The 19908-nt window shown below is 47.8% G+C and carries 23 protein-coding genes; 20 read left to right on the forward strand and 3 right to left on the reverse strand.

Annotated elements, in window-relative coordinates; genetic code table 11:
* The first annotated feature begins 56 nt into the window (after positions 1 to 56).
* The 10 genes from MTP36_RS02600 (at position 57) to MTP36_RS02645 (ending at position 7123) form a co-directional block, all read left to right on the forward strand.
* Positions 57 to 200, forward strand: coding sequence for a hypothetical protein (locus tag MTP36_RS02600; RefSeq protein WP_249253319.1), 144 nt, complete (start codon positions 57 to 59; stop codon positions 198 to 200).
* A gap of 80 nt (positions 201 to 280) precedes the next feature.
* Positions 281 to 2020 carry a recombinase family protein gene (locus MTP36_RS02605; RefSeq protein WP_249253321.1) on the forward strand — a complete coding sequence of 580 codons (1740 nt, stop codon included), beginning with the start codon at positions 281 to 283 and terminating at the stop codon, positions 2018 to 2020.
* Positions 2021 to 2419: 399 nt separating this feature from the next.
* Positions 2420 to 3355, forward strand: a complete 936-nt coding sequence (locus tag MTP36_RS02610) for a DUF932 domain-containing protein (RefSeq protein WP_249253322.1) — start codon at positions 2420 to 2422, stop codon at positions 3353 to 3355.
* 11 nt (positions 3356 to 3366) lie between these two features.
* On the forward strand, positions 3367 to 3705 hold the full coding sequence (locus tag MTP36_RS02615; RefSeq protein WP_249253328.1) for a DUF3848 domain-containing protein: 339 nt from the start codon (positions 3367 to 3369) through the stop codon (positions 3703 to 3705).
* A complete protein-coding gene (locus MTP36_RS02620; protein WP_249253330.1) occupies positions 3702 to 4634 on the forward strand; it encodes a YqaJ viral recombinase family nuclease in 933 nt (310 codons plus the stop codon). The genes MTP36_RS02615 and MTP36_RS02620 overlap by 4 nt, the downstream gene beginning before the upstream one ends.
* Positions 4635 to 4693: 59 nt before the next feature.
* Entirely contained in the window at positions 4694 to 5410 is a 717-nt protein-coding gene (locus MTP36_RS02625) for a Sak single strand annealing protein (RefSeq protein WP_249253332.1), read from the forward strand.
* 12 nt (positions 5411 to 5422) lie between these two features.
* Positions 5423 to 5761 (forward strand): DUF3846 domain-containing protein, encoded by a 339-nt coding sequence (locus MTP36_RS02630; protein WP_249253334.1) that lies wholly within the window; start codon positions 5423 to 5425, stop codon positions 5759 to 5761.
* A 13-nt stretch (positions 5762 to 5774) separates the two neighbouring features.
* The gene (locus MTP36_RS02635) at positions 5775 to 6128 is read left to right on the forward strand and encodes an LPD28 domain-containing protein (RefSeq protein WP_249253336.1); all 354 of its coding nucleotides are present in this window, start codon (positions 5775 to 5777) and stop codon (positions 6126 to 6128) included.
* Positions 6129 to 6269: 141 nt separating this feature from the next.
* Positions 6270 to 6986: a recombinase family protein gene (locus MTP36_RS02640; RefSeq protein WP_005920917.1), complete on the forward strand. Its 717-nt coding sequence runs from the start codon at positions 6270 to 6272 to the stop codon at positions 6984 to 6986.
* The gene (locus MTP36_RS02645) at positions 6983 to 7123 is read left to right on the forward strand and encodes a hypothetical protein (protein ID WP_005920915.1); all 141 of its coding nucleotides are present in this window, start codon (positions 6983 to 6985) and stop codon (positions 7121 to 7123) included. Before MTP36_RS02640 ends, MTP36_RS02645 begins: the two co-directional genes overlap by 4 nt.
* 62 nt (positions 7124 to 7185) lie before the next feature.
* Here MTP36_RS02645 and MTP36_RS02650 read toward each other — a convergent pair whose 3' ends face one another.
* Entirely contained in the window at positions 7186 to 7518 is a 333-nt protein-coding gene (locus tag MTP36_RS02650; protein WP_249253346.1) for a helix-turn-helix domain-containing protein, read from the reverse strand.
* A 141-nt stretch (positions 7519 to 7659) separates the two neighbouring features.
* On the opposite strand from MTP36_RS02650, the gene MTP36_RS02655 reads away from it, so the two are divergent.
* Positions 7660 to 7920: a hypothetical protein gene (locus MTP36_RS02655; protein WP_044959618.1), complete on the forward strand. Its 261-nt coding sequence runs from the start codon at positions 7660 to 7662 to the stop codon at positions 7918 to 7920.
* A gap of 16 nt (positions 7921 to 7936) precedes the next feature.
* Positions 7937 to 9541: a hypothetical protein gene (locus tag MTP36_RS02660; protein WP_249253348.1), complete on the forward strand. Its 1605-nt coding sequence runs from the start codon at positions 7937 to 7939 to the stop codon at positions 9539 to 9541.
* A gap of 131 nt (positions 9542 to 9672) precedes the next feature.
* Here MTP36_RS02660 and MTP36_RS02665 read toward each other — a convergent pair whose 3' ends face one another.
* Both MTP36_RS02665 and MTP36_RS02670 read right to left on the reverse strand, forming a co-directional pair.
* Positions 9673 to 9849, reverse strand: coding sequence for a helix-turn-helix domain-containing protein (locus MTP36_RS02665; protein ID WP_081028407.1), 177 nt, complete (start codon positions 9847 to 9849; stop codon positions 9673 to 9675).
* Positions 9850 to 9920: 71 nt separating this feature from the next.
* The gene (locus MTP36_RS02670) at positions 9921 to 11024 is read right to left on the reverse strand and encodes a hypothetical protein (protein WP_249253350.1); all 1104 of its coding nucleotides are present in this window, start codon (positions 11022 to 11024) and stop codon (positions 9921 to 9923) included.
* A 409-nt stretch (positions 11025 to 11433) separates the two neighbouring features.
* Here MTP36_RS02670 and MTP36_RS02675 point away from each other — a divergent pair, with 409 nt between their 5' ends.
* From MTP36_RS02675 to MTP36_RS02710, 8 genes are all read left to right on the forward strand, one after another.
* Positions 11434 to 11877 carry a DUF4869 domain-containing protein gene (locus MTP36_RS02675; protein ID WP_055185452.1) on the forward strand — a complete coding sequence of 148 codons (444 nt, stop codon included), beginning with the start codon at positions 11434 to 11436 and terminating at the stop codon, positions 11875 to 11877.
* A gap of 67 nt (positions 11878 to 11944) precedes the next feature.
* Complete coding sequence (locus MTP36_RS02680) at positions 11945 to 12217, forward strand: hypothetical protein (RefSeq protein WP_207685836.1); 273 nt, start codon at positions 11945 to 11947, stop codon at positions 12215 to 12217.
* A gap of 31 nt (positions 12218 to 12248) precedes the next feature.
* Entirely contained in the window at positions 12249 to 13625 is a 1377-nt protein-coding gene (locus MTP36_RS02685; protein ID WP_249253352.1) for an AAA family ATPase, read from the forward strand.
* Entirely contained in the window at positions 13622 to 14317 is a 696-nt protein-coding gene (locus tag MTP36_RS02690) for a hypothetical protein (RefSeq protein ID WP_055185450.1), read from the forward strand. The genes MTP36_RS02685 and MTP36_RS02690 overlap by 4 nt, the downstream gene beginning before the upstream one ends.
* A 562-nt stretch (positions 14318 to 14879) precedes the next feature.
* Positions 14880 to 15707, forward strand: coding sequence for a PRD domain-containing protein (locus MTP36_RS02695; protein WP_005920859.1), 828 nt, complete (start codon positions 14880 to 14882; stop codon positions 15705 to 15707).
* A gap of 194 nt (positions 15708 to 15901) precedes the next feature.
* Positions 15902 to 17500, forward strand: a complete 1599-nt coding sequence (locus MTP36_RS02700) for a PTS transporter subunit EIIC (RefSeq protein WP_249253361.1) — start codon at positions 15902 to 15904, stop codon at positions 17498 to 17500.
* Positions 17501 to 17556: 56 nt separating this feature from the next.
* Entirely contained in the window at positions 17557 to 18984 is a 1428-nt protein-coding gene (locus MTP36_RS02705; protein WP_005920853.1) for a glycoside hydrolase family 1 protein, read from the forward strand.
* A complete protein-coding gene (locus tag MTP36_RS02710; protein WP_015537459.1) occupies positions 18977 to 19834 on the forward strand; it encodes a YitT family protein in 858 nt (285 codons plus the stop codon). Before MTP36_RS02705 ends, MTP36_RS02710 begins: the two co-directional genes overlap by 8 nt.
* Positions 19835 to 19908 lie beyond the last annotated feature (74 nt).

Here is a 19908-nt window from a genome sequence, read left to right on the forward strand (position 1 = left end):
TGATACGTTATATCTGTGAGCCGAAGCACGATCACAAGCACTACGGAGGTGTTACGATGATGGACGTTGACGAAAAGGCGATGGCTTACTGTCTGATCGAAGCTCTTTTTGCGGCAGGACTGCTGAACCTGCCTACCTATCAGAACTTCCTTCGGATGAAGCGTGAGCAGGAGGAAGAATCGCCTGCAAAGGCTTCGTAAGCGACAGAGAGAGGCTCTGGTGGAGATTTCTGCCAGAGCTTTTCTTTTTATCCTGAAATCTCAAAATGTGGAGGTAAAATATGCGAGTAGCAGTATATGCGCGTGTCTCAACCGAACATGAGGCACAGATCAATGCACTGGGAAACCAGTTGGAGTGGTATAAAATTGAAAGCTCCCGGCACTCGGACTGGGAAATCGTGGAGGTCTATGTGGATCAAGGCATCACCGGAACACAGGCACAGAAGCGGCCAGAGTTTTTGCATATGATAGAGGATGCAAAGAAAGGTAAATTTGACCTTATCATTACCCGTGAGGTGAGCCGGTTTGCACGAAATACAGTTGATACGTTGTCCTATATCCGTGAGTTGAAGGCTGTGGGCGTGAATCTATTTTTCATCAACGATGGTATCAACACGGCCACCGATTATGGTGAGCTTCGGTTGACGATTATGTCTTCCTTGGCACAGGATGAAAGCCGAAAAATTTCAGAGCGCGTCAAGGCGGGGCAAGAAATCAGTCGGGAGAAGCATGTTTTGTATGGCAACGGAAATATCTTGGGATACCGCAGAGAGAATGGAACCTATGTTCCAGATCCGGATCAGGCACAGACCGTAAAACTGATTTACCAGATGTATTCGACTGGAAAGGTTGGGCTTCAAAAAGTGGCAGCAGAATTATACAGGCTAGGCAGATTGGATGCAAGCGGCCATGTTTCGTGGGACGCTTCCAAGGTGAGCCGGGTGTTACATAATGCGACCTATAAGGGTTGTATCTGCTACAATAAATCCCACAGTGACGGCTACTTGACGCAAAAACGTGTCAAAAATCTGGACGAAAGCAGCTACGTCTATGTGAAAGGCGATTTTGAACCGCTGGTGTCAGAAGAAACGTGGGACAGGTGCCAGCAGATTCTGACTTCAAAATCAGAACGAGTAATCGATGAAAACGGAAAGAAGCACAAGTATATGCGGAACACGCCGAAATCCATCTGGACGGCAAAATTGCGTTGCAGTTGCGGTGCAGGATTTATTCAGTTCAAGTGGCGTGTGAACCGGGATGGTGCTGTAATTCATGGATTTCAGTGCTACCGCCGTACACGCAGGCCGAGCATCAGCTACTTGCAGGAACATGGCCTTGATTTGAGCATCAGCTGCCAAATCAAGGCCATCAGTGAGTGGAAGCTGGATTTGATGGCGGCAAAGGTGTTTGAACATCTCACATTTGACAAAGGCAAGACCGTCAAAGAGGTATACCGGATTCTGAACCGCTGCATGGCAGAGGAAAAGACTGTGCGTATTTCCAGAAAGGCAATGCTGGAAAAGAGCATCGCTAAGCAGAGAGAACGGCTGGACAAGTATATTGACCTGTGTGCTGATGGCATCATCACCAAACAGGAACTTATGGAACGTCGCAAAGGCTTAGACAACCAGATCGCAGATCTGCAATCTCAGTATGAGAGCGTAGAACAGGAGGATGAACGCAGTGGAGCGCTGGACATGAATCTGATCTCACAGAAGCTGGATGAATGGCAGCGGGCATCAAAGAACGATGTTGATCGGGAGCTTATCAACAGCTGTGTGGCGCAAATCACGCCTTTGACAAATGAAGAATTTCGCTGGGTACTCGACTTTCAGATGTCAGAGGTACAGGCGAGAAACGCCGCAGCGTATACGATGGATGGCTTTGTAGAGATGGCACGCTTTTCGATTTCCTTCGAGGAGGCAAAGGCTTTTAAGGCATACCGAAATCAGGGAATCCGCAAAAATGAATGGCAGGATCTCACGGTGGTTGTGGGAATCTGGTCGAAAACGCAGAAGTAGGAGACTGTGTCAGCTGTGCCGGTTGTGTCAGAGATTTTCAAAACAAGTTTTTTATATCCTTATATCTCCACCCATAAAACACCTGAAAGACACGAAAACACAAGACTGATTCGCAAAAACACGGACACATCGGACACACTTGGTACAAGTTAGGCGTATCTGAAGCAGATATAATGATATATTATACCCTTGGATAGAAAGACCAGTAAGCAATCACATCAGCTTACTGGTCTTTGATTTTTACAGAAAGACGGAGGAAAAATCAATGGCAGAAATCTTTGAAAAAGTATTGGTGGAGGTGATGAAAGCAGTCGGAAAAGGTGCTGCGAAAATCATTGTCTGGATGGCTCATCAAATCGAAAAGAAATAAGACAATCAAAAATTTTGGAGGTAAAGATTATGTCCGCAAACGTTGAAACCATGTTCTCTGTCCGTGAGACCCCTTGGCACGGTCTTGGCCGTATCGTGATGGATGCCCCTGCAAGTCGTGAAGCCTTGGAGCTGGCTGGTCTGGATTGGCAGGTGGAAAGCCGCAACATCTATTCCGGCACGGGTGCTATGATCCCCGGCTATCGTGCCAATGTCCGCAGCACCGATGAAGCTGTTCTGGGCGTGGTGTCTGACCGCTACCGCATTGTGCAGAACGAAGAAGCGTTCCAGTTCACCGATGACCTGCTGGGTGAGGGTGTTACTTACGAAACTGCCGGTTCCTTGCAGGGTGGCAAGAAAGTCTGGATGCTGGCAAAGCTGCCGGAGAAATACATCATCGCCGGAGATGAAGTGACCCCATATCTTGTGTTCTTCAATAGTCACGATGGCAGTTCTGGTGTAAAAGTAGCCATGACTCCGGTTCGTGTGGTCTGCCAGAACACTTTGAATCTGGCACTGGGTACTGCAAAGCGCATCTGGACTGCTCGCCATACCGAAAACGTTCTGCTCCGGGTGCAAGATGCTCGTGAAACCTTACAGCTTGCCAACAGCTATATGGGGGAACTGGGCAAGGGCATCCATGAGCTGACCACCATCAAGCTGTCTGATCGCAAGGTGCAGGAGTTTATCAACGAGTTTTTCCCTGTCACTGAAGATCTGACCGATGGCCAGCGGAAGAACAACCTGCGCTTGCAGGAAGATTTGAAGGCTCGCTATTATAATGCACCCGATCTGGAGTGGGTCGGTAAGAATGGCTGGCGGTTCGTGAACGCTGTTTCCGACTTTGCCACCCATGCAGACCCCATCCGTAAAACTCGCAACTACAACGAAAACCTGTTCCTGCGCACCGCAGAGGGCAACCCCATGATCGACAAGGCTTATAAAATGGTGCTGGCAGCAGCCTAAAGGAGCGAACTATGAATGATGTGAGCAACCGGGCTGTCCGGGAATTTTCTGAGTTCCTGAACAGCCTTGAAGCCGATTTTCCAAAGCCGACTTACACCACGGCATACGAGATCACGATGAAAAGCACTATCGTCAGTGCCTTGATTACGTTGGACACCGAAAAGCAGATGGACGAGCGTTTCTGGAACCATCTCCGGGTGCAGCGGAACATTCTGGATTTCCTGTATACCCTGTGGCTGGATGATGACCGCACCTTGGTGGATGAGTTTTCCACCATTATCAAAGACTTGGTGGAATATGATTTCTCTATCGTAGAAGAACAGCTGAAAGAGAGGCTGAACATTGCATGAAAAGGCTTGTATCTACATTGAATTTGTCCAAGGAAGATTGGCTTCGCTATCGCAAATGCGGCATTACCGGCACGGATGCCGGGGCTATCCTTGGCCTGAATCCCTATCGCTCTGCATTTCAGGTGTACCACGATAAAATCAGCGATACCATTGAAAATATCGACAACGAAGCCATGCGGCAGGGTCGTGACTTGGAGGATTATGTGGCGCAGCGGTTCTCCGAAGAAACGGGCTTTAAGGTGCGCCGTGCAAACGCTATCTACCAAAGCGAGGAACATCCGCTGCTTCTGGCAGACTTCGACCGCCTGATCGTTGGACAGAAGGCCGGGCTGGAATGCAAAACGGTCTCGCCGTTCTCCGCAGACAAGTGGGCAGATGGCAAAATCCCGGCTCACTATCTGGCGCAGGTTGACCACTACTTAGCCGTCAGCGGCTTCGACTGCTGGTATGTGGCGGCTCTGATTTTCGGCAGAGAGCTCGTGATCCACAAAATCGTGACGGATAAGCAAGTGCTTTCTGATCTTATTGATAAGGAAGAGCTTTTCTGGACGAACCATGTTGTGCCCCAGATTCCCCCTGCACCCAACGGTTGCGATTGTGACACCCAGCAGATCAACCAGATGTATGAGGTAGACAACCGAGACAAGACTGCTGACCTGAGTGCTCTGCATGGACTTCTGGATAAGCGGCAGGAGCTTTCCGAGCAAATCGAGCAGATGGAACAGGAAAAGACGGCCATCGAGCAACAGGTCAAGCTGCAAATGCAGGATGCCGCCTATGGCACAGCACCGGGTTATAAGGTATCGTGGGTATCCTCCGAAAGCAAACGAGTGGATTCCCAACGTCTGCGGAGAGAGCAGCCGGATATTTTCAACCAGTACAGCAAAAATGTAAGCAGCCGCAGGTTCACCATCATTCATGCGGCATAACATTTGTAATTGGCGGCAGGGAGTAAATGCTCTGCCGCCTTTTTTCTTGGAGGTTTATTATGTCCACAGAAAATCCATTCATAAAATTATTTGCGATTGACTTCAAAGATCATCTGGAAGTCAAAAAGTCCGGCAACACGGAGCTCAAATATGTGAGCTGGGCGTATGCCTGGGCAGAGGTGAAAAAGTTGTATCCTGCTGCCAGCTATGAGGTCAAGAAATTCAACGGCCTGCCCTATGTTTATGACCCCATAACCGGGTTTATGGTGTACACCTCAGTCACGATTGAGGGCGTTTCGCATGAAATGTGGCTGCCTGTACTGGATGGCGCAAACAAAGCCATGAAAGCTGTGCCTTATACCTACACCACTCCGAAATGGGACTACAATCCGCAGACCCGTCGCCGTGAAAAGATCGGCATGGAAGAACGTACCGTAGAAGCAGCCTCCATGTTCGATGTGAATAAGGCTATCATGCGGTGCTTGGTGAAGAACCTTGCTATGTTTGGTCTGGGCCTGTATGTTTATGCCGGAGAGGATTTGCCGGAAGATGCGGCACCGCAGCCGGAGGCTGAACCTCAAAAGCAGCTGAGACCGAGATCCGCTACCCCGAAGCAGGAACAGCCGCCCATGCCCTGCATCTGTGCCCGGTGCAATCAGCCCATCAAGAGGGTCAAGCTGAAGGATGGCTCCATCATGCAGGCGGCAGAGTTTGCAGCCACCCATGAGGGAATGTGCGCTGACTGCTATAAGGCTACAAGGCTAAACGTGGCATAAGGAGATTTTACGATGAAAGAGAAAAAAATCAAAGTCCTTGCGCTCATTCCAATGGAGCTGCCAAAGGAGATCGAGCTGGACAACACCCTTGAAGCCATGCAGAAATTTGTAGGCGGGCTGATTGAATGCATCACCTTAAGTGACACCGGTTCAGAGATTACACTGGTCTGCAATGATGAGGGCAAGCTGCTTGGCCTGCCTCTCAATCGTCCGCTGTGGGATGGAGCCGATGTTCTTGCCGGGCCGGGATTTCTGGCCGGATGTGACAACGAAGGGAATCTAACTTCCCTGCCGCAGAGTGCAATGGATTACTACAAAGAGACATTCAGGGCTTTTATCATTGAAATCTAAGGAGGAACGCTTTATGACCTTTAATGCAATGACCGAACGTTACGAAGAAATCACGGTTTGCGGAAAGCCTGCGCTGTTCACCAGCATCCGTATCAAGAGAGATACTGTCCCGGACGGCCTGTACGCCTACGATGTCCGGCATGATGATGAGTGCCGGGGCATCCCTTGTGAGATCGCGCCCTTTGTGATGGTCAACCACTGGGGCACCATCATCCTTGCGGAACCTCTGGAACTACCGAACAATGGGCGGCGATATATTGACGAGGACACCGACTGGAACTATGCTCCGTTTGGAGGAACAGAGAAAAATCAAAAGCCATGTGTCACAGTGGAAGAATTTATAGAGACCTATTTGAAGCAGGAATAGCAGAAAACTTGTGCCGAAAAGGTATTAAAAATGCCGTTCGTCATTTTAGCGTTATCAATCTGCTAAGATAAATTGCCCAATCTCGCTGTAATTGATACTTTTCTGCACCTACGGCATTTTTGATACAGAAAGAAAAAAGTTATGAGTATTTATGGCTATTGCAGAATTTCCACTGCAAAACAGAGTATCGACCGCCAGATCCGCAACATCAAGGCAGAATACCCGACTGCCCACATTGTACAGGAAGCCTACACCGGCACATCCATTTTTCGCCCGGAATGGCTGAAGCTCTACCGGATTCTGAGAGCCGGAGATGTGGTAGTGTTCGATTCGGTGTCCCGGATGTCCAGAAATGCAGAAGAAGGTTTTACTCTGTACGAAGACCTTTACCACAAGGGCATCCGGCTGGTGTTCTTGAAAGAGCACCACATCGACACCGAGACCTACAAAAAAGCCCTGTCCGGCAGCATTGCCATGACAGGGACAAATGTGGACTTCATCTTGAAGGGCATCAACGAGTATCTGATGGCCTTGGCAAAGGAGCAGATCAAACTGGCCTTTGAGCAGTCCGAAAAAGAAGTTGCCGATCTGCACCAGCGCACCCGTGAGGGCCTTTTGACCGCCCGGCTGAACGGCAAGCAGGTTGGCCGTAAGAAAGGCATTGGCTTTGAAACCAAAAAGTCCAAAGCAGCCAAGGAGAAGATCCGTGCCCATTGTAAGGCGTTTGGCGGCACATTGGATGACATGGAGTGCATGAAATTGACTGGACTTGCCCGGAATACATATTATAAGTATAAGAGGCAGATTCGGGCTGATTTGACTGACGAGGGAAAACTTAAAAAGGAAGAGCTGTTATGAAAAACGAAAAATGTGTAAAAGATGAACCCCATAGCGACTTTACAAAGGAGGAACAACAGGAATTTTTGAAGTTGTTGAATCGCATAACCCCGGAACAGCGTGAAGCACTGAAAAAAGTTCTGAAGTCCTTTATCTAATGAAGAAGGATGCCAGGTGACGCAATGGTCGCCGGCATCCTTCTTTTTTGTAAGGGTTTGCTTTATTCAGGCAGAAATGCCCGAATCAAATCCAAAATAGCGGTTCTTTGCGAGGGCGAAAGTCTATCCCAGATGGTCAAAAGGGATTTCTGCTCCTCTGTCAAATGGTGAACAGCAGCGTCCTCTTCAAAAAATTGCGAGAGTGTGATGCCAAAGCCGTGACATATTTTTTCAATAGAGGTCACATTAGGCTGAAGATTTCTTCTGCGCCACGTTGATAAGGTGGATTGCGTTAGACCGGAGTTCTCGGCAAGTGTGTATTCAGACCATCCACGAGCCAACCGCTCCCGGTCGATCCTTCCCAGAATGTCAAAGTTTGGTTTCTCGCGTTCCATGTCATAGACCTCCTTGGATAAATCGTAGTGTTACTTACGATTTTAAGGGTGGATAGCTTGACATGTAATTCTATAAATCGTATAATTTTTACAAGATAAATCCAATTACAGGCGAGTGCATTGAGCGTTATGGAAAAGGGGATGAATCGAAAACAGCAAGTTGCAAGGGTTCAATTCTGTGTGGCGGTACATTTGAGAAAGGTTGGAGCAAAAAAGATGGAAATGGTTGTCTTTATCGTGTATTGTGTGTTGAGTTACTGGGCGGTCGGGCAGACCATCTACGCAAACAAAATTCAAATTGGGCCAATGAAGGATATTTTCCTGACAAGATTTGTTCTTGGCGTGCTGCTGGGACTGATTTTGATTCCAGTGGCGATTCTGAAAAAGCTGTTCATCCATTGAGATGGGAGGAAACATCATGAAAGAACGATTTGAAATCTATGATGGCAGTGCAGAAGCTAAAAAAGCCAAAGGAAAATCCAAAAATCTGAGCGGCTTTCATCCGCTGTTTACCGCAGCTGCCCGCAGAAGCATTGCGCTGGATTCCTTAAAGATCTGGCTGCTGCTGGGGTTCGTTGTGGGCGTGGTGACAGGTGTTGCAACCGGTGCCGGAGCAGTGTCGGTCCTTTTGGGGCTTCTGATCGCCGCAGTGATCTACTTCGGCTTCCGGGATGATGTCTACAAAAAAGTATACGGCCCGGAGCATGATAGAGGCCAGCTGCCGTTGCCGGAAGGAATGAGCTGGGAGGAAGCCGTAGACCGCATCCGCCGTGGATTTGCCAACCCGGACGTTGAACAGGTCACAGATACTGCGGATGCCATGACCTTTTACAGCAAAAAGCGTGGTACTTATCAACTGAAAAACACAGCCGATGGTCTGAAAATGACCATCCTGACCAAACCGTCCAAAAGCAGTAAGAAAGAATATCTGTATGCAGTTTTCAGCAGCGTTCTGCTGTCGCAGGTGATCGCCATCCTGTACCCTGAAAAAATTTCTGCGGAGCAGGTGGAAGAAGAAAAGGCAGCGGTTCGGAAGCTGTTCGGCGCACACAAGATGCCGTTGTTGATTGAGCTGGCGATTACGGCGGCGTTTGTCGCGTTTGCGGTATATATGTTATATCCTGTGCTTTACTCAGACAATGCTCGCTCCAAAGGAATTTCGGACGGATACTTTAGTGCTTTTCCGGCAGGAGCAACGGTTGGCGAGGTATTGGACGATTTTTTTGCAAATGGAACGTGGGAAAACTATGAACAGGACGGAGTGACTTTTGTCCACTACAGCGGTGAGTGCGTCAGCACACAAACGGGAGAAAAAGCCACCGTTGGCATCTATTTCAAGTTGAATGATGACGGCTCTTTTGAAATCGACCGGATGACCATGGACGGTGAAACGATGAACCTATTAAGGCAGAACATCACGCTTTCCGAGATCAGTAACAGCTATTGCAACGATCATGGAATTGCCAGCAGCAATGCGCTTGACGAATTGGAAAATGCTTTGGATGATGCGCTTGCAGATTCATCTTCCAGCGTCAGCATGGCAGAACCTGAGAGCGAAACCTACACAGAGGATACGGATTCCGACAATTCTGCCCAGACGGCTACCAGATCAGACCGTAAAGTTGTTAGCACGAATGGAATGGATACCTATTCGGAACTTTCTGGCGAGATCTCTGTAGACGTCAACTCCTATGAGTTTGGAGAAATGCCGGAAAGCACGAAAGAGTACTACCTCAGCTATGGGAGTGATTTTAAGACTGCATGGCTGAATGCAATGTATACGGATGTATACGAATACAGTGGAAAGTATAGCAATCTGGATGCTTTGTCACGATTTATAGAGTATCTGAAGTTTTACGATGAAGCTACTGATTATATGGAAGTTGAGGGGATGATACAAGACCTTCATGAGATATGGTATGATTTTGACATCGAAACATTGACGGAGGAAGATGCGGGAGTATATGTGGACAGAGTGATTCAGATGGCTGAAGCCAACGGTGCTGAAATACAGATTTGGTAAAAGTACAAGAGTGTAAAATCCTTCTGGAAATTTGGCGGACGAACGCATTAAAAATCAATAAGATTAAATCCCGCTGGATTCCTGCTGCGGAGTCCAACGGGATTCTTTTTGCCCCAAACGAAGGATACGGCTCACTGACAGTGGCTCATATACTGGATCAGGTCTTGTTTGTAAACCTTCCAGAGTTTTCCCATCTTGAAGGCGGGAATTTCGCCGCTGTTCAGAAGACGAAGCAGTAGATTTCTTCCAACATGTGTAATTTCCATGACCTGCCGGAAGCTCAGGACATCGGGATAGTTGTCTAGCATTGAAAATCAACTCCATTCTTGTGATTCTGGTGAATTTTCGTTCTGTTTTGCACGGATCATTTTTTGTTCGCTCAAAGCCCTTGTATCCTTGTGCATAAGGGCGCACATGGAAATCTGCCGCATTGACGATCGTTCAGGATGCGGCAAGGGATGATCACGTCGTTGATCTCTAATTTTTCCAAAGCCTTTGCGATTTTCTTTTTATGATGTATCTTATCAGTCAGTTCCGGCTCATCCTGCGCTGCGATATACGCAGCGACAAGTTCTTTGGTATCGTCATCAAGGTTGCTCGTTTGTACGGCTTTCAGAGCAGTTGGAACGTTATACCACGAATGCTTGCCAAAAAAATCGACGGCATACCGATATAGAAAGAACGGAATATCATCGCTGATTTTATCAAAATAATGAAACAGCGCATGATTCCTAAACCGGAGTTTTGAAGATTCCAACTTATCGTGTTCAAATTCTTTCAGACTGGGGCGCTTTAATTGAATTTCATATCGAATCAGATTTTTTGAGCGTTCCAAATCATCTGGAGAAATCGGATAGCTCTCCTTTTCACAATTCAAGAGCTGCTGATGCTTGTCATAGAGTGCAAAATCGTACCATGTTTTTTCAAATTTACAGCTTCGGATCTCATTGTGCTGGTTATAGTGCAGTGCGCGACCTTTCCTGTACGGGTCAACGCTTCCTGCATAACGAATAATTTTTACCATCAGCGAGGGATCGCATTTCACATAGAAGTCTTGTGTAATATCCAACCGATGTATTTTCCATTTAACAGACTCCTCAATTTCAAGGAGTCCAAGCTGCTCCAATTCATCCAGAAATGCCTGCTCTTGCATGACCAAACCTTCTGGTGATAAGTCTGTTAAACTTAAACGAGATGGATCACCTGCAATCCGAGCGAGGTTCACACCAGATAACGTTATGTATCGCTTCTTAAAATCTGGATAATCTGCCAATGTGATGGTCAAACCGCCATCTTTTCTTTTATAAGAGTAGCCTTTTTTCGAGGAGCCATGATACGGAATCCGATAGTATTTTCCAGCGGATACCATTTTTTGAATTGCCATAAAAACTGTGCGTTTCGCTTCGCAATCCGTGTACGTTCCGTTCACTTCAAATGTATGAATGGAAGGTGCTAAAAGTGGGAGTTTCTTTGCCATTGTCATAAAAAACACCTCATTTTGTGATTTATCAGGATGTTATGAATCAAATAGAAATTGATCGGGAGGAACAACGACTATAAAAACGCATAGCATTCTATCTGGTGATTTATGACACTGTTATCCATAGATCGAAATCTAATAGAATGATAATAAACTGCTTTTTGGGGCTTTCTTATAGGGCGATTTGATCAAAGGCAGCGTATTTTCTATCTTTGCACTTCAAATTCATTGTGACAAATGAAAAAATCATTACAGATCACAGTAAATCCAGTTTCGACATTTGGGATGGTTTTCGTCCGATCAGACAGGTCTGGTTTTCTTTATCAAGAGCCAGCGGGCATTTTGTGTCTTGTTTTGTGAGTGGAAAGAAGGTACAATAATAGCAAATGACTCACATCTGCGAGGTGATACCATGCTGAACATCTACTTTGGAGATATGCCGGAGGCAGTCTACAATACGTCGGTCTATTTTAACTATACCTACGAGGACGAGTGGCTGACTTCTGACTTTGCTAAAGAGGTCATCAAGAAAATTGATAAGTCCGACGTCAAAGGCCCTCATGCGGTGGAAAGCCCGGTTCTGGGGGTCATCTCGCCGGAAAAACTGTCTGGCGGCACGAAAACGCTTTTGCTGATGGCAAACGACCCGGAAAAGGTATTCAATGCCTCGACTTGTGGCGATAACTGTGCACCTTTTATTCTGAAGCTGGCGAAAAAGAAGAACTTGACCATCAACCTGCGGCATCTCATGGATTTCGGCAAGAAGAAATTCCCGGTGGATGTGAAAGTACTGAATACCGGTGATGTGGTGCACAGCATGGAAGAACTGATGCCGATTGCATTTCAGTTTGTGTGACAGCTGAAAGTGAGTTTTTTTTTGACGAATTGAAATGAAATTCTGAGATTGATGTTTTTCGGTTGCTATGGTAAAAAAGCAGGTTGCTGATCTGCCCGCCATCGTCAGTAAAGACGAAGCCTATCAGAATGCTATAAAAAACTCAGATGCACGGAATGCTCGTGTTGAAAGCGACCGTGCAACGATGCAGGCGATTCTCGATTCCATGAGTACGACGATTGAACTGTATAAGGCAGTGAACGAAAACCCGGCACTCTGTAGGTGGATTCAGGATATGGTTTTTGCCAACACGTATCAGACTTCGCCGCCTGCCAAAGAAGATCAGCCTGATTTCGATTGAAACACCAAAAGATATGTGATAAAATCAACTTATGATAGGGGATTATGCCCATCACCGGGTGCTCGGCCTATCAATTCGCATGAAATCTGGATTTTGGAAGGAAGCAGCTATGCGTATTGACAATCTGACCTTGAAGAATTTCAGGAACTTTGAAAATGCCGAGATTCCGCTGAATCCTAAAATGAATATTGTGATCGGCAACAACGGAAGCGGAAAAAGTTCTCTGCTTATGGGTGCATTGACCGCCGCCAGCACTTTCTTCCTTGGAATTGACTATGCTTCTCCACGCAGCATTAAAGCGGAAGACGTTCGCCATGTGGCGTATGAAACCAATAAAATTTACCAGCAGCGCGAAGTTTATCCGGTTGAAGTGTCCTGTCAGGGTGTTGTAAACGGTAGTGCTTGTACATGGTCTCGCTCTCTGAGTGGACCAAAATCCAACACTACCTATGGTGCTGCATCGGATCTGAAAAAAATTGCATCGGAACTTCAAAAAGAAGCAGCACTTCCTTCTTCGCAAACGGTACTGCCACTCATTGCTTACTATGGTACGGGTCGCCTGTGGGCACAAAAACAGGCGAAGCAGAAGGAAAAACAGAAGCTGAAGTCCCGCTTTGAAGGCTATCAGGACTGCATCGCAGAGCAGGCCACGGACAAGCAGCTTATGGAGTGGTTCAGCGACATGACTCTCCTTGTCAGTCAGGAAGGACCTATTCCGCAGGTGAGTGCAGTCCAGCGGGCGTTGGAATGCTGCTTTGCGGATTTGATCGACCATGATGAAACGCAGCGCGTTAAGGTGGAATATCGCCAGAGGTATCGGGCGATTGTTGTTGAATACGTTAATCGGAATGGTGAACATGAGCTTCATCCGATGTCTGAGATGAGTGATGGATACCGGTCTGTGCTGAATATGGTAGCAGATATTGCGCACCGGATGGCTGTTTTGAATCCTCAGCTCGGCGATTCTGTTTTGGAAACACCCGGTATCATCATCATTGATGAGATTGAATTGCACTTGCATCCCGGCTGGCAAAAGCGAATTCTGAATGATTTGACAACGGTTTTTCCCAATATTCAGTTTATTGTATCCACGCATTCCCCGGAAGTGATTACTTCCTATAAGGATGCAAATCTTATTCTGCTGAAACATGAGGGCAGTGCAACACAAATCGATTCTGCCTATGGCAAGGATGTAAACACTGTTCTGCGAAGCATCCTGCTGGTTGGAGATCGTCCGATTGAAATTGAAAAGCTCTTTGATAAATTCTCGGAGCTTCTCCATAAGGAGGATTACGCAAAAGCCAAAGAGGTGCTGGGAAATCTGGAACAGATTTTGGGATATGATGATCCGTCCGTCTATGAGGCCAGAAGCAGTCTGGAAATCGAGCAAATGGAGTGGCCGGAATGAGGTATATCAAAAAGTCAGAAACGGAACCGCGAGACTTGCGAGAGTATAAAAAGAACTGTCGCAAAGCATCCCCGCCGTTAAAAATCACCTATAAAGATATGCCGAAGGACGGTACACGGCAGCAGTTGGCACGAGACCAAGGTTACCTTTGCGCATATTGTATGCGTCGTGTAAGTCTTGATCCGGCAGACCAACTCAACTATCTGAATATTGAACACCTTGATCCGCAAAATCAGTTGACGGATGAGGCAGCTACGGATTTTTCAAATCTTCTGGGCGTGTGTCCCGGAAATCGGAGTTCTACGGAAAATGCAAAAAAGACTTGCGATGCCTACCGTGGAATCTTGGAAGAAGATCAGCAGACAATGCGCTTGAATCCGCTGGATGAAGCTCAGATGGATACAATCTTCTACCAAAGAAATGGTGAGATAGGATCAACCGACACGGAACTTAACAAGGAACTTTCCGACAAGCTCAACCTGAACAGTGAAGCGGCCTACTTACCGCAAAATCGTGAAACTGCTTACAGTCAGTTGGTAAGATTTCTGAAAGCCAAAAAGCCCATAGGTGAATGGTCAAAGCCATTTCTTCAGCAGGCATGGCAGTTGTTTTGTACGCCGGACAAAACAGGGCTCTATCGGGAATATGTTGGGGTCTATGAATACTGGCTCAAGCATTGGATGAAGAAGTGATTTCGTGCTAAGTGTTAGTCTGCTATACCGGTGCTTGAAACACAAAGTCTGCTGCCAGGCTCAATATCATGTGTTTTATAGCCTGCTTAAAATAAAAACGGCATACCACCGTAAATCCCAATACTCTGTAATTTTGGCACCCGCCCAGGCTGCGATTAAGTCTCCCCGGAAATAAAATCTGATAGGACAAAGAAGAAAAAAGCTCTTAGCTTCTGTAATGGAGGCCAAGAGCTTTTTTGTATCTTGTTTTGTAAGCGGAAAGAGGTTCCAATAATAGAAAAGAAAGCGTACATTGGTCGAATAAGGTGGTGGATTTATGAATAGTTTAAAGTTAAAAGAAGAAGTATTTATGCACAAAAAATGACCGATAAAATTGTAAAAAAGGCGAATGGAATCTCTACGAATTTTATGTTAACATCTTATTACAACACGTGATTCCTCGGAAGCGTCAGTTGTACTTGTGAACAAAGGATAGTGCTCGGTAGAGTGTCTATACCTGCAGGTATAATTGTGACTGCAGTCCGAGGTTTTTTCTTTATCCGAAACGGAGAGGGTGGGTGCTATGCGAATTGTTCGGAAAATCAATAACAGTGCCGCTGTTGCTCAGGACTCCCGCGGGAAGGAACTGATCGTGATTGGTAAGGGCATCGGGTTTCCGGCGGTTCCATACGAACTGACGGATATGTCGCGGATAGACCGCACGTTTTACGATATCGACCCGCGTTATTTTGAGATGATCAGTACTCTTCCGCAGGAGATTCTTCTGGCGAGTGCCGACATTACAGAAGATGCGCAGGTCGTACTGAATACGACCCTTAACTCCAACCTGCCGCTGACACTGGCCGACCACCTGAACTTTGCGGTGGAGCGTTTTCGCAGCGGGTTGAACCTGACGATCCCCATTGCCTATGATATCCGTCATCTGTATCCCAATGAGTTTGATCTGGGCGTAAAAGCATTGGATATCCTGAAGGAATACACGGGGGTCTCACTTCCGGATTCCGAAGCGGTCAGCATTGCAATGCATTTGATCAATGCTGAAATCGAAAACAGCGAGATCCATTCCCTCGTAAAGGCGTTGGAGATTCAGGAAGGCGTGGAGTCCATTGTGGAGCGGGAAATGAACCTGAAACTGGATAAGGACAGCTACAGTTACTACCGGTTCACGATGCATATCCGCTATCTCATCCAACGGCTGATGAGCGGTACTCAGAGCGAAACGGGGAGTGGCAGCATGGTAAAGATGCTGGCCAATGATTACCCTAAAACATATATCTGTGCTAAAAAGATTGCGGCTTTCTTGCAAAAGCAGGAGAATTGGTGCTGTAATGATGAAGAGCTTCTCTATTTGATGTTGCATATCAACCGCGTCTGCCAGAAAAATACATAAACAGCTTCCGTTGCTTGGAGCGGCACTCGCCATTTGCGGGACGTGATCCGGGGACAGAGCGCATCCTACCTGAAAACGCTTGCGTTTTCAGGTAGTTTGAAGGCGCTTTGTGCCCGGATCTTTTATTACATATTGAATGAACAGCGGTGCAGGGCCCGCATCGTTTTTCAGATAAAAAATCAGGAGGATTAGCCATGAAACAGGATGCATTCTTTCAAACTATCATACATCGCATCGGTGGTGAAGGCAATGTTGCACGAAAACGTTTTGACGGAGAGCACCTGTATGTCACTGTGAAAGACAGCGGTATGGCAGATCTAGAAGAACTGAACCGTTTGGATGGGGTTTCCGGTACGGAACTGAACCGGAACATTCTGTCCGTTACCATCCAGGAAGATTTTTTGGAGGATGTTACAATGGCAAAAAATTTCAAACAGCTGGCGCAGAATATCATGACGTTGGCTGGAGCAAAGGAAAATGTTACTTCCGTATTTCACTGCATGACCCGTCTGCGTATGACGGTCAAGGACGTCAAGAAGGTAGACCAGAAAGCTATCAATGATCTGGACGGCGTGTTGGGCGTCACCTATCAGGGCGGTCAGCTGCAGGTCATCATCGGCAAGGATCTGCTGAAGGTTTATGAAGAGGTGCTGAAGCTGGGTTACAGCGATGGCGGTGCTGTGGACGAAAAACTGGACGGTGACCTGAAAGGCGAAAAGATTTCGGTTGGGCAGGCAGTGATTGGTTACATTTCCGCTGCCGTACAGCCTATGGTTCCGGCACTGATCGGCGGCGGTATGATTAAGGTGTTCCTGCTGCTGATCTCCAAGGTTTATGCTCCCTTTGCGGACAGTTCTACTTATACGCTGCTGAGCATCGTGGGCAATGCGGTGTTTTATTTCATGCCCATTCTGGTCGCTTATGGAGCGGCTAAGAAACTGGGTGCGACCCCCACGTATTCCATGGTCGTGGCCGGTGCACTGGTCGCTCCTGAATGGACGGCTATTGTAAGTGCTGGCGATCCAGTCACCATGTTTGGTATCAATGTTGCCCTGAAAGGATACGGCAGTTCTCTGCTTCCTGCGCTGCTGCTGGCAATCGTTGCGTATTATGTGGAAAAATTCCTGAACAAAGTGATCCCCGGCGTGTTCAAGCCTATCTTTGTCGGTACGTTGACAATGGCCGCCACCTATGCCGTCTCGATCCTTGCACTGGCGCCTCTGGGTCAGCTGGCAGGTACCTATGTCACCGCCGCGATCCTGTGGTTGTATAACATTGCAGGCCCCATCACGGTTGCTCTGTTTACGGCTCTGTTCCCCTACATGGTCATGACCGGTATGCACATGACCTTGGGAGCTCCCATGATCCAGCTGCTGTCGGAAACTGGTTTTGATCCCCTGTTCCGCCCCGGTATGCTGCTGTCCAACATGGCAGAAGGCGGCGCTTCTCTGGGCATCGCCATCAAGGCAAAGGACAAGGCAATCAAATCCGAAGCACTGTCCGTTGCAGTGGGCTGCATCTTTGCTAGTGTGACCGAGCCGGCCATTTACGGTTTTAACCTGCCGCTGAAGAAACCTATGTGGGCTGTTTCCCTCGGCGGCGCCATCGGTGGTGTCGTGGCTGCTCTGCTGGGTGCCCATAACTACGAGTATGGTTCTTCTTCCCTGTTTGCCCTGCCGATCTTTGAGGATACCATCGTGGCTATGGTTATTGCAATCATCGTGACGATCGTAGCATCCTGTGTACTTACGATTCTCTTTGGCTTTGACGAGGAAATCTTGAAGAAACACTGATCTCAAAATTTTGTTCGCCCCGGGGAGCGCATGCGTCCCGGGGCGTTGGAGGTATTATGAAACTTAAGTCCGATTTTTTGTGGGGTGGAGCACTTGCGGCTAACCAGTGCGAGGGTGCCTGGCAGGAAGACGGCAGGCTGCCTGCGTCTGCTGACTTTCTGCCGGATGCAGCCCACGGCAGATGGAATGCCATGCTGCATCCGGGAAACATTCTGGAAACGCGGTACGATTATTATCCTAGTCGGGAAGCAATTGATTTTTATCATCGATACAAAGAGGATATCCGCCTTCTTGCAGAGAGCGGGATCAAGGCGCTGCGTTTGTCCATTTCATGGACGCGGATCTATCCGACCGGGGAAGAGAACGCCCCGAACGAAGATGGCCTGCGTTTTTACGAGGAGCTGTTTACGGAGTGTCGTAGGTACGGGATAGAGCCGGTGGTCACCCTGTGCCACTTTGATGTGCCGGAAGCCCTGATCCGGAAATATGGTGCCTGGGCAGACCGCAGGCTGATTGCACTGTATGAAAAATACGCTGCCACCATGTTTGACCGCTACCGGAATCTGGTAAAATACTGGATGACCTTCAATGAGATCAACATGATCACCCACATCCCTTATCTGGGCGGTGGCCTGCTGGTGGACAAGGACGACCCGGAGTTCAACCAGATCGTGTACAATGCCGCGCATAACCAACTGGTGGCAAGTGCCTGCGCGGTGCGGATCGGTAAAAAAATCAACCCGAATTTCCGAATTGGATGCATGATGGCGGCCGGAAGCTTTTATCCCTATTCCTGTAACCCCAATGATGTGATGGAAGCACGTATCAGTAACAACAAAAATTACATTTTTCCGGATGTCCAATTGAACGGCTGTTACTCCGGATTCGCCCGGAATTACTTTGCAAAATTGGGCATCACGCTGGACGAACAGCCGGGTGATGACGAACTTCTGGCTCAGAACACCTGCGATTTTCTGGGGTTCAGTTACTATTCCTCCAGACTGATCTCCACGGATCCGGAGCATCTGAAAAATGTGGCGGATGGCAACGCCATTACTACCCTGCGCAACCCGTATCTGCAGATCACGAAATGGGGACGTCAGATCGACCCGGTCGGCCTGCGCGTGACCATGAATGATCTGTATGATCGCTATCACAAGCCGCTGTTCATTGTGGAAAACGGTTTGGGCGTGGAGGATACTCTGGAAGTGGACGGGTCCGTCCATGACCCCTACCGGGTGGAGTATCTCGATGCTCATATCACCCAGATGAAAAAAGCCGTTCTGGAGGACGGCATTCCCTGCATGGGATATCTGGTCTGGGGCATCATCGATCTGGTCAGCGCGGGCGGCGGTGAAATGGATAAGCGGTACGGACTGGTCTATGTAAATAAACATAACGACGGCACCGGAGACCTCGCCCGCTACAAAAAAGATTCTTTTGGCTGGTACGCACAGAAGATTCGGGAAGAGTGCTATGAATAAAGCATATAAGCAGTATTTTGATCTGATATTTGGCTCCACACTACTGACTTTGGGTATCTACCTGTTTGTCACCCCCAATGGTATCAACTTTGGCGGTGTGATAGGCCTGGCTCAGATTATAGAGATTTTTCTGCGTAGGTTCATTGCAATCCGCAGTGATGCAAACCTTGTTGGTATGATCAATTTCCTCATCAATGTACCGCTGTTCCTGATAGGATACCGGGTCATGAGCCGCAGGTTCTGCATCAAAACCATGCTCTCGGTAGCAGTGCAGACGTTGCTTCTCTCAGTACTTCCGCCGCTCAAAGCACCCCTTGTGGAGGATGTGCTGCTAAACAGTATCTTCGGCGCTATTCTCTGTGGTGTAGGTGTCGGCTATGCGCTGCGGGGCAGTGGGTGCTGCGGCGGCATGGACATTGCATGCATGTGTCTGGTAAAGAAATACCCGGATTTTAAAAGCGGACGGCTTTCTATTTATGTCAATGCGGTTCTCTTTTCGGTCTGCCTATTCCTTTTTGATTTGGAAACTACGATGTACTCCATCATCTTTGTGGCAATCCTGTATACGGTGGCAGATAGGTTTCACGACCAGAACATCAATGTGGCGGCCCTGATATTTACGGATGTTTCCACTGTGCAGACTGAAATCCTGCAGAAGATGGGCCGCGGCGTCACCTTCTGGAACGGATACGGTGCGTACACCAACCACCCTAAGAAGATCCTTTTCTGTGCCGTGAACAAGTATGAAATCGGGGAGCTGCAGGAAATTATTCACGAGCAGGATCCCAATGCCTTCGTCACATTCTTTGTAGGTCCTCTGATCCATGGCGGATTTGAAAAAAGGCTATGAGATTGAGGGTAATCACATAGAACAAATGAAGCGAAGAACGCTCTGCAATTTTGGCACCCGCTCAGGCTGCGATT

This window comes from Faecalibacterium sp. I4-1-79 (assembly GCF_023347235.1).
GTDB lineage: Bacteria > Bacillota > Clostridia > Oscillospirales > Ruminococcaceae > Faecalibacterium > Faecalibacterium tardum.

Excerpts from the sequence above, each read along its gene's own strand:
- MTP36_RS02600 (WP_249253319.1), top strand. The coding sequence starts at position 57 with ATGATGGACGTTGACGAAAAGGCGATGGCTTACTGTCTGATCGAAGCT.
- MTP36_RS02605 (WP_249253321.1), top strand. The coding sequence starts at position 281 with ATGCGAGTAGCAGTATATGCGCGTGTCTCAACCGAACATGAGGCACAG.
- MTP36_RS02610 (WP_249253322.1), top strand. The coding sequence starts at position 2,420 with ATGTCCGCAAACGTTGAAACCATGTTCTCTGTCCGTGAGACCCCTTGG.
- MTP36_RS02615 (WP_249253328.1), top strand. The coding sequence starts at position 3,367 with ATGAATGATGTGAGCAACCGGGCTGTCCGGGAATTTTCTGAGTTCCTG.
- MTP36_RS02620 (WP_249253330.1), top strand. The coding sequence starts at position 3,702 with ATGAAAAGGCTTGTATCTACATTGAATTTGTCCAAGGAAGATTGGCTT.
- MTP36_RS02625 (WP_249253332.1), top strand. The coding sequence starts at position 4,694 with ATGTCCACAGAAAATCCATTCATAAAATTATTTGCGATTGACTTCAAA.
- MTP36_RS02630 (WP_249253334.1), top strand. The coding sequence starts at position 5,423 with ATGAAAGAGAAAAAAATCAAAGTCCTTGCGCTCATTCCAATGGAGCTG.
- MTP36_RS02635 (WP_249253336.1), top strand. The coding sequence starts at position 5,775 with ATGACCTTTAATGCAATGACCGAACGTTACGAAGAAATCACGGTTTGC.
- MTP36_RS02640 (WP_005920917.1), top strand. The coding sequence starts at position 6,270 with ATGAGTATTTATGGCTATTGCAGAATTTCCACTGCAAAACAGAGTATC.
- MTP36_RS02645 (WP_005920915.1), top strand. The coding sequence starts at position 6,983 with ATGAAAAACGAAAAATGTGTAAAAGATGAACCCCATAGCGACTTTACA.
- MTP36_RS02650 (WP_249253346.1), bottom strand. The coding sequence starts at position 7,518 with ATGGAACGCGAGAAACCAAACTTTGACATTCTGGGAAGGATCGACCGG.
- MTP36_RS02655 (WP_044959618.1), top strand. The coding sequence starts at position 7,660 with ATGAATCGAAAACAGCAAGTTGCAAGGGTTCAATTCTGTGTGGCGGTA.
- MTP36_RS02660 (WP_249253348.1), top strand. The coding sequence starts at position 7,937 with ATGAAAGAACGATTTGAAATCTATGATGGCAGTGCAGAAGCTAAAAAA.
- MTP36_RS02665 (WP_081028407.1), bottom strand. The coding sequence starts at position 9,849 with ATGCTAGACAACTATCCCGATGTCCTGAGCTTCCGGCAGGTCATGGAA.
- MTP36_RS02670 (WP_249253350.1), bottom strand. The coding sequence starts at position 11,024 with ATGACAATGGCAAAGAAACTCCCACTTTTAGCACCTTCCATTCATACA.
- MTP36_RS02675 (WP_055185452.1), top strand. The coding sequence starts at position 11,434 with ATGCTGAACATCTACTTTGGAGATATGCCGGAGGCAGTCTACAATACG.
- MTP36_RS02680 (WP_207685836.1), top strand. The coding sequence starts at position 11,945 with ATGGTAAAAAAGCAGGTTGCTGATCTGCCCGCCATCGTCAGTAAAGAC.
- MTP36_RS02685 (WP_249253352.1), top strand. The coding sequence starts at position 12,249 with ATGATAGGGGATTATGCCCATCACCGGGTGCTCGGCCTATCAATTCGC.
- MTP36_RS02690 (WP_055185450.1), top strand. The coding sequence starts at position 13,622 with ATGAGGTATATCAAAAAGTCAGAAACGGAACCGCGAGACTTGCGAGAG.
- MTP36_RS02695 (WP_005920859.1), top strand. The coding sequence starts at position 14,880 with ATGCGAATTGTTCGGAAAATCAATAACAGTGCCGCTGTTGCTCAGGAC.
- MTP36_RS02700 (WP_249253361.1), top strand. The coding sequence starts at position 15,902 with ATGAAACAGGATGCATTCTTTCAAACTATCATACATCGCATCGGTGGT.
- MTP36_RS02705 (WP_005920853.1), top strand. The coding sequence starts at position 17,557 with ATGAAACTTAAGTCCGATTTTTTGTGGGGTGGAGCACTTGCGGCTAAC.
- MTP36_RS02710 (WP_015537459.1), top strand. The coding sequence starts at position 18,977 with ATGAATAAAGCATATAAGCAGTATTTTGATCTGATATTTGGCTCCACA.